The sequence below is a fragment of the Paenochrobactrum gallinarii genome (assembly GCF_014205685.1).
Taxonomy (GTDB): domain Bacteria; phylum Pseudomonadota; class Alphaproteobacteria; order Rhizobiales; family Rhizobiaceae; genus Paenochrobactrum; species Paenochrobactrum gallinarii.
The window spans coordinates 1-14,366 of record NZ_JACIIU010000011.1 but is presented as its reverse complement, the minus strand read 5'-3'; the positions used below and the strand labels follow the sequence as shown (position 1 = coordinate 14,366).

General features: G+C 51.4%; 13 protein-coding genes. 8 read left to right on the top strand and 5 right to left on the bottom strand.

The window, feature by feature from the left end; translation table 11 throughout:
• Positions 1–12 precede the first annotated feature (12 nt).
• The 3 genes from trpS to FHS77_RS10945 all read left to right on the top strand — a co-directional run bounded on the left by trpS (position 13) and on the right by FHS77_RS10945 (position 2,441).
• Positions 13–1,080: a tryptophan--tRNA ligase gene (gene trpS, locus FHS77_RS10955; RefSeq protein ID WP_184223276.1), complete on the top strand. Its 1,068-nt coding sequence runs from the start codon at positions 13–15 to the stop codon at positions 1,078–1,080.
• A 96-nt stretch (positions 1,081–1,176) separates the two neighbouring features.
• Entirely contained in the window at positions 1,177–1,668 is a 492-nt protein-coding gene (locus FHS77_RS10950) for a universal stress protein (protein WP_184223389.1), read from the top strand.
• A gap of 203 nt (positions 1,669–1,871) precedes the next feature.
• Entirely contained in the window at positions 1,872–2,441 is a 570-nt protein-coding gene (locus tag FHS77_RS10945) for a NifU family protein (protein ID WP_184223274.1), read from the top strand.
• An 81-nt stretch (positions 2,442–2,522) separates the two neighbouring features.
• On the opposite strand, the gene FHS77_RS10940 is transcribed toward FHS77_RS10945, so the two are convergent.
• The 4 genes from FHS77_RS10940 to hrpB form a co-directional block, all read right to left on the bottom strand.
• Positions 2,523–3,143, bottom strand: coding sequence for a L,D-transpeptidase (locus tag FHS77_RS10940; protein ID WP_184223272.1), 621 nt, complete (start codon positions 3,141–3,143; stop codon positions 2,523–2,525).
• A 248-nt stretch (positions 3,144–3,391) separates the two neighbouring features.
• Positions 3,392–3,955, bottom strand: coding sequence for an ActR/PrrA/RegA family redox response regulator transcription factor (locus tag FHS77_RS10935; RefSeq protein WP_184223270.1), 564 nt, complete (start codon positions 3,953–3,955; stop codon positions 3,392–3,394).
• A 91-nt stretch (positions 3,956–4,046) separates the two neighbouring features.
• Positions 4,047–5,345, bottom strand: a complete 1,299-nt coding sequence (locus FHS77_RS10930) for an ActS/PrrB/RegB family redox-sensitive histidine kinase (protein ID WP_184223268.1) — start codon at positions 5,343–5,345, stop codon at positions 4,047–4,049.
• An 84-nt stretch (positions 5,346–5,429) separates the two neighbouring features.
• Positions 5,430–7,877, bottom strand: a complete 2,448-nt coding sequence (gene hrpB, locus FHS77_RS10925) for an ATP-dependent helicase HrpB (RefSeq protein ID WP_184223266.1) — start codon at positions 7,875–7,877, stop codon at positions 5,430–5,432.
• Between the two features lie 180 nt (positions 7,878–8,057).
• Between hrpB and FHS77_RS10920 the strand changes: the two genes are divergently transcribed.
• The 5 genes from FHS77_RS10920 to gyrB all read left to right on the top strand — a co-directional run bounded on the left by FHS77_RS10920 (position 8,058) and on the right by gyrB (position 13,615).
• Positions 8,058–8,348: a metal/formaldehyde-sensitive transcriptional repressor gene (locus FHS77_RS10920; RefSeq protein ID WP_184223264.1), complete on the top strand. Its 291-nt coding sequence runs from the start codon at positions 8,058–8,060 to the stop codon at positions 8,346–8,348.
• Between the two features lie 30 nt (positions 8,349–8,378).
• Positions 8,379–9,491, top strand: a complete 1,113-nt coding sequence (locus FHS77_RS10915; protein ID WP_184223262.1) for an S-(hydroxymethyl)glutathione dehydrogenase/class III alcohol dehydrogenase — start codon at positions 8,379–8,381, stop codon at positions 9,489–9,491.
• Positions 9,491–9,967 (top strand): GNAT family N-acetyltransferase, encoded by a 477-nt coding sequence (locus FHS77_RS10910; RefSeq protein ID WP_184223260.1) that lies wholly within the window; start codon positions 9,491–9,493, stop codon positions 9,965–9,967. The genes FHS77_RS10915 and FHS77_RS10910 overlap by 1 nt, the downstream gene beginning before the upstream one ends.
• Before the next feature lie 76 nt (positions 9,968–10,043).
• Positions 10,044–10,880, top strand: coding sequence for an S-formylglutathione hydrolase (fghA, locus tag FHS77_RS10905; RefSeq protein ID WP_184223258.1), 837 nt, complete (start codon positions 10,044–10,046; stop codon positions 10,878–10,880).
• A 299-nt stretch (positions 10,881–11,179) separates the two neighbouring features.
• Complete coding sequence (gene gyrB, locus FHS77_RS10900; RefSeq protein ID WP_184223387.1) at positions 11,180–13,615, top strand: DNA topoisomerase (ATP-hydrolyzing) subunit B; 2,436 nt, start codon at positions 11,180–11,182, stop codon at positions 13,613–13,615.
• A 502-nt stretch (positions 13,616–14,117) separates the two neighbouring features.
• Here gyrB and FHS77_RS10895 read toward each other — a convergent pair.
• Positions 14,118–14,366, bottom strand: a 249-nt coding sequence (locus tag FHS77_RS10895) for a transposase (protein WP_184223256.1), incomplete at its 5' end; no start/stop codon positions are given.

Here is a 14,366-nt window from a genome sequence, read left to right as displayed (position 1 = left end):
GAAATACCCATTATGAGTGGCTTTAAAGAACGAATTTTTTCCGGTGCCCAGCCAACCGGTAATCTCCACCTCGGCAACTATCTCGGCGCCATCAAGCGCTGGGTCGAATTGCAGGATGACCATGAGTGCATTTATTGCGTTGTGGACATGCACGCTTTGACCATTTCTCCCGATCCGGCAGAGCTGGCACAGGCGACCCGTGAATTGACCGCAGCCTATCTGGCCGCCGGAATTGATCCGAAAAAAAACATGGTTTTCAACCAGAGCCGCGTCATCCAGCACGCTGAACTGGCATGGGTATTTAACTGTATTGCGCGTATCGGCTGGATGAGCCGCATGACGCAGTTTAAGGATAAAGCCGGTAAGGATCGCGAAAATGCTTCGCTCGGCCTTTTTGCTTATCCAAGCCTGATGGCTGCGGACATCCTGCTTTACCGCGCCACCCATGTGCCGGTGGGCGATGACCAGAAACAGCATCTGGAACTGACCCGCGACATCGCACAAAAGTTCAACAATGACTATTCCGCCCGCATCGCCGATCTCGGCATTGGCGTGGAAATGGCAGTTGGCGATGAAACTGTGACCGGTTATTTCCCGCTTACTGAGCCGATGATTTCCGGCCCTGCAATGCGCATCATGTCGCTGCGTGACGGCACCAAGAAAATGTCGAAATCCGATCCGTCGGACTTGTCACGCATCAACCTGATTGATGATGCTGAAACCATCACCAGAAAAATCCGCAAGGCCAAAACCGATGCGGATGCTATTCCATCAGAGCTTGACGGTCTGGCAGGTCGAGCAGAAGCGGACAATCTTATCGGCATTTATGCCGCTCTTTCCGGTATTTCCAAAGAAGCAGTTCTGCGTGATTTCGGTGGCAAGCAGTTCTCCGAATTCAAATCATCACTTGCTGATCTAGCGGTTGCGCAGATGTCGCCGATCACACAGGAAATGCGGAAACTAATCGCAGACCCTGCTTATATCGACAGCGTACTGAAAGATGGCGGCGAACGCGCCGGTGTCATTGCCGAACAGACAATGAAAGATGTTCGCAATATTATCGGCTGGTTGCAGAACTAAGCTTTTTAAATAATCAACTTCAATAATCGTCAGGCGCCATGCTGATTTATCATCATGGCGCTTGCAGCAAATGTTCTGAAATGGCAGATTGGTCAAATGGTTTCAAAAAGATTGAGCCGGGAAGCCGGACACCGCCGCAAATTTCTGGTCATTATTGATGATACGCCTGAATGCGGGCGTGCTGTCGCCTATGCATCAAGACGCGCTAAAAATACCGGCGGCGCACTGGTTTTGATGTTTGTTATTGATACATCGGATTTCCAGCATTTTCTGGGCGTTGGCGAGATCATGCGCTCGGAAGCGGAAGAACGCGCCCGCTTGGCGCTGGAAAAGCTCGCAGCCCAAGTGCGCGAAAAGCAAGGGCTTGAACCTGAGCTGATTGTACGTGCCGGTGAAACCACCGAAGAATTGCAAAACCTGGTTGAAGAAGATCAGGATATTGCCATTCTGGTACTGGCCGCAGCATCAGGCAAAGAGGGCCCCGGCCCCCTCATCCAGATGCTGGCTGGTAAAAGCGCATCCTTCCCTATCCCTGTCACTGTTATTCCGGCGAATTTAAGTGACGAAGATATTGATGACGTGGCTTGATAACACTATATTGATAAACATTGTCATGTTTAATTCACTGTTCTGACAAGGAACGGGCTTGCCTCTTTCGCCATTCCCGTTTATTAGAATAGTTCCAAGGTATGATATTTCCGATAATAATCGGGATATTCCGATAATCTCTTTCTGCAGCTTTCAGCCCCGTATAAGAGAGGCTTGAAATCTGCCCAACGCGGGAGAACGAAATGTTCATCCAGACAGAAACAACGCCTAATCCGGCGACCTTGAAATTTCTCCCGGGCAAAGTCGTCATGCCTGAGGGCACTGCAGATTTCCGCAGCGCAGAAACCGCAGCCGATGCCTCTCCGCTTGCTGCCAAACTCTTTGCAGTTCCTGGCATTACCGGCGTATTTTTCGGTTATGATTTCATCACCGTCACTAAAGATGATGCAGAATGGCAGCATCTGAAGCCTGCGGTTCTCGGCACTATCATGGAGCATTTCATGTCCGGCGCGCCTGTCATGGCCGGCGCCAGCGCTCCTGCTGCCACCGACCACAGCGCCGATGAATTTTTTGATGCAGGTGACAGTGAAATCGTCGACACCATCAAAGAATTGCTGGAAACCCGCGTACGCCCAGCTGTGGCACAAGATGGCGGCGACATCACCTTCCGCGGCTTTGAAAACGGCGTTGTGTATCTGCACATGAAGGGCGCTTGCGCCGGTTGCCCGTCCTCAACCGCCACCTTGAAGCACGGTATCCAGAACCTGCTTAAGCACTTTGTGCCGGAAGTTTTACAGGTCGAAGCAATCTGATCTGATTTTCTGTCATTATCAAAAAGCCGCATGAAATTTTGTTTCATGCGGCTTTTTTATTTTCAAATTTACTGGTCGCGCCTACAGAACGGTGACCTGCGCATCTTTATCGACGCGATCATAAAGATCCATAATGTCTTGGTTCATCAGACGAATGCAGCCGGAAGACATGGCTTTGCCAATCGACCACCATTCCGGTGTGCCGTGCAAACGATAGCCGGTATCACCATTTTTATTGTGCAAATAAAGAGCGCGCGCGCCGAGCGGGTTTTTCAAGCCCGGCCCCATGCCATTGCGATATTTTGCCAATTCCGGCTGGCGTTTAATCATCGGTGCCGGTGGTGTCCATGTCGGCCATTCACGCTTGGCAGCAACACGTGCTGTGCCTGACCAACCAAAGCCCTCACGCCCCACCCCAATGCCATAGCGCACGGCTTTATTGTCCGGCAGCACATAATAAAGATGCTTATCTTTGGTATCGACAACAATTGAGCCAGGCTTTTGCGACGTTTTATAAGTCACTGTCTGGCGGCGATATTGCTCAGGAATTTTATCCCTCGGGATAGCAGGCAGCGTATAGCCCGCATCTTTAACCGCCGGATAAGATGCGCTTGCCTTAAAAGGCGAACCGGTCGTGGAACATGCTGCCAAAAATCCGGTCAGAACAACAGCAACGGGTATTTGCAATGATTTGAAATTCATGAATTCCCCCCAATAACAAGCCGCTTCCCCTTTTGAACCGACCTTGCTTGTTAACGCCAATGTGCATTCAATATAGTTAAACCTTCATTAACTATACTTATTAACCTTTGCGAGGGAACAGATTTTTTAAGCACAACAGTATTTCAGCCTGTCATACTTTAATTCAATTGAGAGTTTTCAAGATAATCATCAGTGAAACCAGTCCTTCAGACTGATTTCACATATTTCATCATAACTGGCGGAAGTTTTTAGCGCGGGGCGCGCTTGGCCAGAATCCGCTGCAAAGTGCGGCGATGCATATTCAAACGACGCGCTGTTTCGGAAACATTGCGCTCGCACATTTCATAAACACGCTGAATATGTTCCCATCGCACACGGTCGGCCGACATCGGGTTTTCCGGTGGAATCACCTTTTCACCCGGTTTGCGTGTCAGAGCACCAAAAACCTCATCCGCATCGGCAGGCTTGGAGAGATAATCAATCGCCCCAAGTTTAACCGCATTCACAGCGGTGGCAATATTGCCATAGCCGGTGAGAACAATTGCCCGTGTATCGGCGCGCCTGGCACGGATCGCCTCGATAATATCGAGACCATTTCCGTCACCCAACCGCATGTCCACAACGGCATAAGCCGGTGCAGCGGCCTTCACGGCTGCAATACCCTCTTCAACCGACTCTGCAGTTGTCACGACAAAGCCACGGCTTTCCATGGCACGTGCCAAGCGTTGCAAAAACGGTTTGTCGTCATCGACCAGAAGAAGAGAAGGATCGATGCCGATTACTTCACTGTCGTCCTGATTCAATTCGTCCATCAGGTTTTCCTACTCGGTTTTTTATTTCCTTATTGTAGCCCTGCGGCAAAAAGTCAAATAAGCAATTCAAAAAAATGCTTGCGAACCGTATTTATTTCACATTTCCGGCCAAAATATCACGAGACCACACCACGCGGATTTCCGCGCCCTGCCCCGGATTGCTTCGATTATGGAAACTTATATGCGCGCCGGAGCGTTCCAATAACGTTTTCGCGATGAAGAGCCCCAATCCCAAGCCACCACCACTTTGTCCGCTTTCACGACTGGTTGTGTAAGGTTCACCGATTCGCTCCAGAATTTCCGGTTTGAACCCCTGCCCGTCATCCTGAATGATGACACGCACTTCCGTTTCGCTCCAGCTCCATGAAACTGTAGCCTTCTCGCGGGCGAAATCCACCGCATTTTCAATCAGATTGCCAAGGCCATATAAGAGCCCCGGATTACGCCGCACCACCGGTTCAGGCTTTGCCCCGTCCTTACGCACCACTTCCAGATCAATACCGAAGTGGCGATGCGGTGCCACCACTTCCTCAATCAGTGACGAAAGCGGCATACGCGACATATGCTCTTCATTTTCAGATGAAAGACTGGTCAGGCGCTGCAAGATCTCACGGCAACGCTGCGTTTGTGATTGCAGCAGACTGATATCATCAGCAAGCCCTTCATCTTTGGAATGCGAGCGCTGCATTTCCTTAACCACCAGCGCGATGGTTGCCAAAGGCGTGCCGAGCTCATGGGCGGCAGCGGCCGCCAAACCGTCGAGCGCGGTCAAATGATGCTCGCGTTGCAAAATCAGCTCGGTTGCCGCTAATGCGTCGCCAAGCTGGCGCGCTTCTTCAGCAATCCGGTAAGCATAAACGCCGGTGAAGCCAAGCGTGGAAATCACCGCGCTCCAAATGCCTGTCACCAATAAAAACGGCAATTCCAGTACCGTATCCGGATACCACGGCAAATTAAGGTGATAGAAGGTGAGAAAGCTCGTGCACAGCGTCACCAATAGTCCCAGCACGATTGTGTGACGTGTCGGCAGCGATGTGGCCGAAATAATCACCGGCACGATCATCAGAATCGTAAACGGATTTTGCAAACCGCCGGTCAGATATAACAGCCCTGCCAGTTGCAGCACATCAAAGCCCAGCACAAAGCTGGCAGCAGTCGGATCAAGCCGGTGACTGACCGGATAACGGAAACCCAAAAACAAATTAAGCCATGCAGAAAGGGCAATCAGCGCAAAACAAATACCGACCGGAAACGGAAAGCGCAGATAAAGCGCCACAAACATCACGGCAGCGGTTTGTCCGGCAATCGCCAGCCAGCGGATGCGCACCAGAGTGGTCAGACGCGGACGACGCGACTGGCTCGAAGCGCGGCTGTGAAAATCTGTGTGCATGACCACTCCGTAGCATTTTTTGTTGACCCTATAAGGCAAGTTTTAAATCAAGGTAAGTCCTGTCGCACCGTTTTCCGTCCCCGTCTATTGCCCGCGTGGCTTGGCGCGGCGTGTCGGCGCTGCATTGGCAGGGTCTTCCGGCCAGACATGTTTGGGATAACGGCCACGCATATCCGCGCGCACATCGGCCCATGAGCCCGCCCAAAAACGCGGTAAATCGCGAGTAATCTGGATTGGCTTATGACCCGGCGACAACAATTCCAGCACCAGCGGCACTTTACCATCGGCAATGGCGGGATGCACTGTCAGCCCGAATAATTCCTGCACCCGCACAGCAATCACCGGCTGGCCGGCATCATAACGGATTGTGATATTGGAGCCTGTCGGCACTTCAAAACTCACCGGTGCCAGCGCATCAATCTTGCGCTGCAAATCATAAGGCACCAGCGAGCGCAAACCATTGCTGATGACATGAAACGGTATTTTATCAAGCCGTGCTTCGCCGGTTAAAAACGGCAATAACCAATCTTCCAGCCTGCCGATCAGTGACGCATCATCCATGGCAGGCCACGGCTCGCCCAAGCCCTGATAAAGCCAGCCTAAACGGTGGCGTAAAATTTCAGCCTCTTTGCCCCATGGCAAAATCTGCAATCCATATTGGCGAACGGCATCAATGACACCTAAATCCGCTTCTTCGCCGGAAGGAGCAGCCATTTGCTTTTCCTGCAAAGCAAATTGGCCAATTCGTGTGGCTTCACGGGCGCGCAGACTGTTTTTTTCTGCATCATAAAGCACTTGTCTGCCGGTTTTGATCTTATGACCTAAAACCTGCCGGATTTCATTTTCGCTTGTTTCTGCCGCTGCCAATATGCGGCTGCGCTCAGCACGCCCTGTCAAATCCGCCACCACCAACCATGATGCTTTGGACAAAGACGATGCCCCATCCACTTCGCCGCCACGACCATTAGCCAGCACAAATTGCCCCGCAGCACCACGCGCCCTTGCCAAGCGATCAGGATAAGCATCCAGCAATAAGCGCCCGATCGTGGACGTCTCGCCAGTTGAAGTATCTCCTAATCGCTTCGCCAATTGTTTGGCGCGTTGGGCGCGGTCAGAGCGATCATGTTTAAATTTACGAAACCGTTCTTCCAGATCAATATCGGAGCCACCAAGGCCGCGCTCAGTTAAAAGAAGCGCCAATTCTGCCGCAAATAAACCTTCACCGCGTTGCTTGGCTTTTGCCACCATATGCGCAAGGCGCGCTGGCAAAGCCAGTTCGCGCATTGCCTGACCATCTACGGTCAACCGGCCATCGCTGTCCAATGCTCCCAGTTCCGTCAGCAGGTCACGTGCTTCATTAAGGGCTGCGCGCGGCGGCTGATCCAAAAACTGCAAATCAGCCGGATCACTCACACCCCATGCAGCACAATCAAGCAACAGGCCGGACAAATCCGCTTCGAGAATTTCCGGTGTGCTATAGGGCGGCAAAGACGCTGTCTGCCCCTGATGCCAAAGCCTGATAGCAACACCGGATTCTGTTCGCCCTGCACGTCCTGCCCGCTGATCGGCCGCCGCACGCGAGGCACGCACGGTTTCAAGCCGTGTCAAACCGGTTGCCGGTTCATAATGCGGCACACGGCTTAAACCACTATCAATCACCACGCGCACACCATCAATGGTCAGCGAGGTTTCTGCAATTGATGTAGCCAGTACAATTTTGCGTTTTCCCTCGGGCGCAGGTTTGATCGCGGCATCCTGATCACGCCCCTCCATCGCCCCGTAAAGCGGGCACAGCATGATATTTGCACCCAGATGCGGCTCCAGCAAACGGGCTACCCGTTCAATTTCGCCCTGCCCCGGCAGGAAGGCCAGAATACTGCCCACCTCATCAAAAAGTGCATCCCGAATAGCCTGCGCAACGGCATCTTCCACGCGCTCTTGTGGTTTGCGTTCGCGATAGCGAATATCGATAGGAAAGCTTCGCCCTTCGCTTTTGATCACTTGCGCTTCATCGCCCAGAAGTGCTGCCACCCGCGCACCGTCAAGCGTTGCCGACATCACCAGAATTTTCAAATCCGGACGTAATGCTGCCTGCACATCCAATGCCAGAGCAAGGCCGAAATCCGCGTCTAAACTACGCTCATGAAACTCATCAAACAAAACCGCTTTAACGCCGCTGAGTTCCGGATCCTCCAAGATCATGCGGGCGAAGACACCTTCCGTCACCACCAGCACACGGGTGGAAGCGCTTGTCTTATTTTCAAGACGCATCCGGTAGCCAACCCTCTGCCCGACCTCTTCGCCGAGCAATTGCGCCATGCGTTTAGCGCTCGCACGCGCTGCAATGCGGCGCGGCTCCAGCACAATGATCTTATCCGTACCAGACCAGTTCTGATGCAAAAAATGCAAAGGCACCAGCGTCGTTTTACCCGCGCCGGGAGGTGCTACCAGCACATGTTTATTGCTCCGCTCCATCGCGGCATCCAAAGCAGGCAAGACATGGGTAACAGGTAGTTCGGGTAAGCTTCGCAATGAAAATGCCTATCTCATTTTTTACTCGCCGGTTAAGGCGCCAATAAAAGCGATAAACAAAAGCTCTGCACCAGTTTGGCGGTGCTTGTCCAGTATTGAGTGCCCGTCAAATTGCACCGTTGACATACTCCCCCATAGTATATAGTTTTTAACTATCAAGCTTTAAAGGGCTTCAACACCATGCCGCATACACCAGAAGAGAAAAAACGCGTCATCACGCGCCTGCGCCGCATTAAAGGTCAGGCGGAAGCACTGGAACGTGCGGTGGATGCAGGCACTGAATGCGGTGCATTGTTGCAGCAACTGGCAGCACTGCGCGGTGCCGCCACCGGATTGATGGCCGAAGTACTGGAAAGCCATTTGCGTGAAACTTTTGGTGCGGCAAACACAGATGCAGGGGCGCTGCCTCTGGAAAAAGCCGAAGCCGAAATTGACCAGATTATGCGGATCATCCGCAGCTATTTAAAATAAAATATCAGGAACCCGCGAGGAGAAACAAAAATGAAATCACGCGCAGCTGTGGCATGGGAAGCAAACAAGCCGCTGACCATCGAAACCATTGAAATCGGCGGCCCGAAACCGGGTGAAGTTCTGGTGGAAATCATGGCAACCGGTGTCTGTCACACCGATGCCTACACGCTTTCAGGCCTTGACTCAGAAGGCAAATTCCCTGCTATTCTCGGCCATGAAGGCGCAGGTATCGTGCGTGAAGTTGGCGCGGGCGTCACAACTCTGCGTCCCGGCGACCATGTCATTCCGCTTTACACACCGGAATGCCGCTCGTGCAAAACCTGCTTGTCACAGCGCTCCAATCTTTGCACCTCCATCCGCTCCACCCAAGGTCAGGGCCTGATGCCGGATCGCACCACGCGCTTCTCCTGCGATGGTGGCGAAATCTTCCATTATATGGGCTGCTCGACCTTCTCCAATTTCACTGTTTTGCCAGAAATCGCGCTGGCAAAAGTGCGTGAAGACGCGCCATTCGATAAAATCTGCTATATCGGTTGCGGTGTTACCACCGGTATTGGCGCCGTGATTTACACGGCAAAAGTACGTCCGGGCTCCAATGTTGTGGTGTTCGGCCTTGGCGGCATCGGCCTCAATGTTATTCAGGGCGCACGCATGGTGGGTGCCGATAAGATCATCGGTGTCGACATCAATCCGGCTAAAGTCGAAATGGCGAAAAAATTCGGCATGACAGACTTCATCAACCCGCGTGAAATCGGCAATGATAAAGTGGTTCAGGCCATTCAGGACTTAACCGACGGCGGTGCGGATTACTCATTTGATGCCACAGGCAACACGGATGTGATGCGTCAGGCGCTGGAATGCTGCCATCGCGGCTGGGGTGAATCAATCATCATCGGCGTGGCGGAAGCCGGCAAGGAAATCGCAACCCGTCCGTTCCAGCTTGTCACCGGACGCGTCTGGAAAGGCACCGCTTTTGGTGGCGCACGCGGCCGCACCGATGTGCCGAAAATCGTTGATTGGTACATGGAAGGTAAGATCAATATTGATGATCTCATCACCCATAAAATGCCGCTTGATGAAATCAACACCGCCTTTGATCTGATGCATGAAGGCAAATCCATCCGTTCGGTCATCACATTCTGATGGGCGAAGCCCGTTTCACCTCCCGCTGGGATGAAATCGATAATCTTTCCCCGCGCGCACTTTATGCCATGCTGAAGCTGCGCGTGGACGTTTTCGTGGTTGAGCAAAAATGCCCTTACCCCGAAATTGACGGTAAAGATTATGACGCATTTCATTTGCGCATTCTGGATGTTGACGTGCATGGTGATGTGCTGGCCGCATCTTTGCGTGTGTTGCCGCCTGAACAAACCGGCAAGCCTGTGAAAATTGGCCGTGTCGTGGTGGCACCGGATTATCGCGGCCACAAGTTTGGCAATCGTCTGCTTGAAGAAGCGCTTGCATTTGCACAAAAGCGCTTTCCTCATGCGGCAATAGAGCTGGGTGCGCAAAGCTATTTGCGCAAATTTTACGGCTCGTTTGGCTTTGTGCCTATTTCGGATGAATATCTGGAAGATGGCATTCCGCATATCGACATGCGCTTTGCCCCACAGGCCTGACAACAATCAAGCAGCGCCATTTCTTTAACTGGAATGGTGCTCCTTCTCATATAATTTTTGCTTTGGAGGAAAATCTATGGAAACCATTTCAACAGCCAAAGCCTTTGGCGGCACGCAAGGCGTTTATCGCCATAAAAGTGAAGCCTGCCAATGCGATATGACTTTTGCAATTTTTCTGCCACCACAAGCAGAGCAAGGGCCCGTTCCGGTTTTATGGTATCTTTCCGGCCTCACCTGCACCCATCAAAATGTGATGGATAAAGGCGAATATCGCCGTCTGGCCGCAGAGCTTGGGCTAGCAATCATCTGCCCGGACACATCTCCGCGCGGCCAAGATGTGCCGGATGAAAAAGACAATTGGCAGTTTGGCCAAGGTGCCGGTTTTTATCTCAATGCCACCCAAGCCCCTTTTGATAAGCACTATCAGATGGAGCGCTATATTAGCCAAGAACTGCCTGCACTGATCGAGCAGAACTTCCCTGTTGATCTCACCCGCCAGAGCATTTTCGGCCATTCGATGGGCGGCCATGGTGCCATTACCCTTGCGCTTAAAAATACCGGCCGCTTTAAATCCGTTTCAGCTTTTGCGCCCATTGCCCAGCCATCAACAGCCGGATGGTCAAAACCAGCTTTTGAGAAATATTTAGGCAATGATCAGGCGCAATGGCGCGCTTATGACAGCACATTACTGATCGAAGACGGCCACCGTGTGCCGGAACTGCTCATCGACCAAGGCACTGCCGATGGTTTTCTGGATGATGGTCTGCGCCCATGGCTTCTGGAAGAGGCGTGCAAAAAAGCCAATATTCCGCTGACGCTCAATATGCGCGAAGGCTATGATCATTCTTATTATTTCATTTCCACATTTATGGATGATCATTTGCGCTGGCACGCAAAAAGACTATTCGCATAATCTGCAATTTCTAAAATTTAAAAGCCCCTTCACGGGGCTTTTTTCATACCCTGAAATTGTCATCCCCTGATGTTTTGAGCAGCGTTACAGTGCTTTTGGTGAAAAGAAGCATAAATCATCAAAAAACACGCTAAAAGTGATGAGAAATCCACTTAAATCGTGGCTATCAATTTGGAGAAAACGGCGCGAGAGCCTATATTGAATTCCTATATGTCGTATGATTCGACACAAGGTTTTTGGTGCGCCTTTTAAAAGATGCGCCTGAAACCATTATCGTAACAGATAATCGAAAGTTTTTCATGACCGAGACACCAGAGATGACCCCTGAAGCAACTCCGGATTATGGCGCTGACTCTATCCGGGTGCTCAAAGGCCTCGATGCCGTGCGTAAACGTCCTGGCATGTATATTGGCGACACGGATGACGGTTCCGGCCTGCACCATATGGTGTATGAAGTCGTTGATAATGCCATCGACGAAACGCTGGCCGGCCATGCAACACTGGTAACAGTTACACTGAATGCCGATGGTTCTTGCACTGTCACCGATAACGGCCGTGGTATCCCGACCGACATCCACAAAGAAGAAGGCGTTTCTGCTGCCGAAGTTATTATGACCCAGCTTCATGCGGGCGGTAAGTTCGACCAGAACTCCTATAAAGTTTCCGGCGGTCTCCACGGTGTGGGTGTATCGGTTGTTAACGCTTTGTCCGTTTGGCTGCGCCTCAAAATCCGCCGTGGCGGACAAATTCATGAAATGAGCTTCACTCATGGCGTAGCCGATGCGCCGTTGATTGTTACCGGCGATGCGGGCGAGGAAAAAGGCACCGAGGTCAGCTTCCTGCCATCGACCGATACATTCACTATGGTCGAATTTGACTATGACACATTGGAGCGTCGCCTGCGTGAGCTGGCTTTCCTTAACTCTGGTGTGCGTATTCTTCTGACCGACAAGCGCCCTGCCGATCATCGTGTGGAAGAACTTCACTATGATGGCGGTTTGCAGGCTTTTGTGCGCTATCTTGATCAGAGCAAAAAGCCGATCATTGAAGAGCCGATTTATATCCGCAGCGAAAAAGACGGCATGACCGTTGAAGTCGCGATGTGGTGGAATGATACCTATCACGAGCGGGTTTTGTGCTTCACCAACAATATTCCGCAGCGCGATGGCGGCACCCACTTGGCTGGTTTCCGTGGTGCGCTGACCCGTCAGCTGACCGGTTATGCGGAAAGCTCCGGCATTGCCAAGAAAGAAAAAGTAAACCTCACCGGCGATGATTGCCGTGAAGGTTTAACGGCTGTTCTTTCTGTCAAAGTGCCGGATCCTAAATTCTCGTCGCAGACCAAAGACAAGCTGGTTTCATCAGAAGTTCGCCCTGTCGTTGAAAGCCTCGTCAATGAAGCGCTTTCGATCTGGCTGGAAGAACATCCAACCGAAGCCAAATTGCTGATGGGCAAAATTGTCGAAGCAGCCGCTGCACGCGAAGCAGCACGCAAAGCACGTGATCTTACCCGCCGTAAAGGCGCGCTGGATATCACCTCACTGCCGGGCAAACTGGCCGACTGTCAGGAGCGTGATCCTGCCAAGTCAGAAATCTTCATCGTTGAGGGTGATTCTGCTGGTGGTTCTGCCAAGGGTGGCCGTTCGCGTCAAAATCAGGCGATTTTGCCGCTGCGCGGTAAAATCCTCAACGTGGAACGCGCGCGTTTTGACCGTATGCTCGGTTCCGATCAGGTGGGAACGCTGATTACAGCACTCGGCACGTCGATTGGTAAGGATGAGTTCAATCCGGACAAATTGCGTTACCACAAAATCATCATCATGACTGACGCGGACGTCGATGGTGCGCATATCCGAACCCTGCTTTTGACCTTCTTCTTCCGTCAGATGCCGGAACTGATCGAGCGCGGTCATATCTACATTGCCCAGCCACCGCTTTACAAAGTAACGCGCGGCAAGAGCTCGCAATATATCAAGAACGAAGCAGCCTTTGAGGACTTCCTCATTGAAACCGGTCTTGAAGAAGCATCCCTTGAATTGAAGGGCGGCGAAGTGCGCGCAGGTCACGATCTGAAAAATGTGATCGAAGATGCCCGTATGCTGCGTCAACTGTTGCAAGGCCTGCACACACGCTACGATCAGCGCGTTGTGGAACAGGCGGCAATTGCCGGTGTTCTCAACCCTGAATCGGTTGCCAATGACGAGAAAACGCAGGCCTCTGCGGATGCCATTGCTAAGCGCTTGGATATAATTGCAGAAGATACCGAACGTGGCTGGTCTGGCCATATCCATGAAGATGGCGGCTATCGTCTGGAGCGCACATTGCGCGGCGTTAAAGATGTTCTCATCCTCGATATGAGCCTGATTGGTTCAGCTGATGCGCGTCAGATTGACCGCCTCACCGAGCGCTTGAAAGAAGTCTATGCTGAGCCACCGGTTTTGCGTCGCAAAGACAAGAGCGAGGAAATCTCCGGCCCGCTGGCACTTCTGGATGCGGTTTTCGCCACCGGCCGCAAGGGCCTGAGCTTGCAGCGCTATAAAGGTCTTGGCGAAATGAATGCCGAGCAGCTGTGGGAAACCACCCTTGATCCGAATGCACGTTCGCTGTTGCAGGTGAAAGTCACTGATGCAACTGACGCAGACAGCCTGTTTAGCCGATTGATGGGTGATGAAGTGGAACCACGCCGCGAATTCATTCAGACCAATGCGCTGAACGTAGCCAATCTGGACGTTTAAGCTTAGCTTAAACGCGCATAAAAATAGCAAACCGGAGCACACACTGCTCCGGTTTTTTTATACTCCATAAAACAAATATCACTCCATCGCAGCCATCCAAAATGAGCCCCCCCCTTGCAGCCCCCAATAAAAACACTAGATATAGTGCCTTTATGCTAAACTTTACCCAAAAACACCAAGTATTGATAGAATCTGCGCATTTCAATAAAAGTCAAGATCAATAAATATAAATTATTGACAATATAAATATTACCTATATAATAGCTTAGCTCTACGTTTAAACATTGTATTGACAGAAAATATAAATTCAGGCATAAAAAAAGGCAGATGGTGAATCATTACCATCTGCCTTTTTTGCGATTTAACCAGCGCCTAAATCGACACAGTTATAATCACTATTTGCAAAGTCTTGATATAACGAAAAAGGTTAACAATCAAGGCGCGGAGTTTTACAATGTCAAAGCCTACTCTAAGAGGCTGACTCATAAAGAATTCATTTTTATCATGATCTTGCGATGCGCCTTGTGAGCATGCGGATATTTGCGATATAAATCCACGCCTCAGCAGAAGCGATGGTTCTCTCGAAGTCTTTGGCCAATCTGCGGCATCGGCCCAACCATGCAAAAGTGCGTTCAACTACCCATCTGCGCGGGAGAATCTTAAAGCCTTTAATCGCGTCTGACCGCTTGATGATTTCCAGCGTGAATTTGCTGATCTTTTCAAGCTTCAACTTCAGCTTTGGCCCTGCATA